The 1,794-nt window shown below is 75.1% G+C and carries 2 protein-coding genes; both read right to left on the bottom strand.

What is annotated here, in order from left to right:
* The coding region (locus tag D471_RS34110; RefSeq protein WP_040689397.1) for a beta-ketoacyl [acyl carrier protein] synthase domain-containing protein at positions 1 to 1,366 on the bottom strand (1,366 nt) is incomplete at its 3' end.
* Positions 1,367 to 1,374: 8 nt separating this feature from the next.
* Positions 1,375 to 1,794 (bottom strand): acyl carrier protein (locus tag D471_RS0112385; RefSeq protein WP_026127658.1); only part of this gene is annotated, 420 nt, incomplete at its 5' end.

Genomic DNA, 1,794 nt, shown 5'->3' on the forward strand with positions numbered 1-1,794 from the left:
GCAGGGCGTGGGCGTTGGTGCCGCTCAGCCCGAAGGCGCTGACCCCCGCGACGCGTGCGTGCTCCGGCCAGGGGGCGGCGCGGTCGGGAACCTCCAGATTCCCCGTATCCCAGGGGATGTGGGGGTTGAGGGGGCCGTCCTCGGGTGCGCGGGCGGCGGGGACGGTGCCGTGGCGCAGCATGAGGACGACCTTGATCAGCGCGGCCACCCCCGAGGCGGCCTCCAGGTGGCCCAGCCGGGCCTTGACGCTGCCGACCTTCAGGGGCGCCTCACGGTCGGAGCCGCCGTAGACCTCCTGGAGCGCGCCCGCCTCGATGGGGTCGCCCAGGGAGGTGCCGGTGCCGTGCGCCTCGACGTAGGAGACCTCCTCGGGGCGCAGTCCGGCGTCGGCGAGGGCGGAGCGGAGGACCTCCTGCTGGGCGGGTCCGTTGGGCACGGTCAGCCCGGAGGAGGCGCCGTCGTGGTTGACGGCGCTGCCGCGCAGCACGGCCAGGACCGGGCGGCCCTCGCGCTCGGCCTCCTCCAGGCGCATCAGGACCAGGGCGCCCACGCCCTCGCCGCGGCCGTAGCCGTCGGCGGAGGCCAGGAAGGGCTTGCTGCGGCCGTCGGGGGCCAGGGCCCGGCTCTGGCACAGGGAGACCATCAGCTCCGGGGAGAAGAGGGCGTTGGCGCCGCCGACGAGGGCGTAGCGGCACTCGCCCCGGCGCAGGCTCTGCGCCGCCTGGTGCAGTGCCACCAGGGAGGAGGAGCAGGCGGTGTCCACGCTCACCGCCGGGCCGGACAGGCCCAGGGCGTGGGAGACGCGTCCGGCGGCGAAGGCGTGGCCGCCGCCGGTGCCGTAGTAGGGGTCGATGCCGTCCAGGTCGGCGCCCCGGGTGAGCCGGTCGGTGTACTCGGCCGCCATGATGCCGACGAAGACCCCGGCGTCGAGCCGCCGCCCGCGGCGGATCGCGATCCCGGCCCGTTCCATGGCCTCCCACGCCACCTCCAGCATCAGGCGCTGCTGGGGGTCGAGCGACTCGGCCTCGCGGCGGGAGATCCCGAAGAACGCGGCGTCGAAGGAGGCGATGTCGTCGATCAGGGCCGCCCGGGACACGTAGGAGGTTCCGGGGCGGCCCGGCTGCGGGTCGTACACCGAGCGCAGACCGGGGCGGTCCTCGGGGAACTCGCTGGTGGCGTCCGCGCCACCGTTGAGGAAGTCCCAGTACTGGTCCGGTGCGGTCAGGCCGCCGGGCAGGCGCAGGGCGGTGCCGACGACGGCCAGCGGGGCCCGGCTCTCCTCCTTGAGCCGGCGCACCTGGTCCTTGAGTCTGCGGGTCAGGGCGAGCTGTTCCTCGACGAGGCTGCGCAGTTCGGTCGCTTCCACGGTCTTCCTCACTCTTCGCTCATCAGCTCGGCGCGGGCGGCCGCGACGAGGTCCTCGGTGCTCAGTTCGGCCAGGTCCGCGGCGGGTTCCGGTGTCGGCGGGGTCGGGGCGGGCGGCTCGGGCGCGGCCTGCTCGCCGAGCAGCCTGTGGTCGAGGTAGCGGGCCATGGCCTCGACGGTGGGGTGGTCCAGGCCGACGGTGGAGGGCAGGTCGAGGTCGAGGGCGTGGACGAGGCGTCCGTGCAGGTCGATGACCATGATCGAGTCCATGCCCAGGTCGGCGAACCCCTCCTGGTCGGTGACGCGGTCGGTGTCCCCGAGGACCCGGCCGACCTCCCCGCGCAGGGCGTCGTGGAGGGCGTCGAGGCGGTCCGGGCCGTCGGTGTCGGCCAGGTGCGCCCGTAGCCAGCCGCGTTCGGGGCCCCGCTG

The organism is Nocardiopsis lucentensis DSM 44048 (assembly GCF_000341125.1).
Lineage (GTDB): Bacteria > Actinomycetota > Actinomycetes > Streptosporangiales > Streptosporangiaceae > Nocardiopsis > Nocardiopsis lucentensis.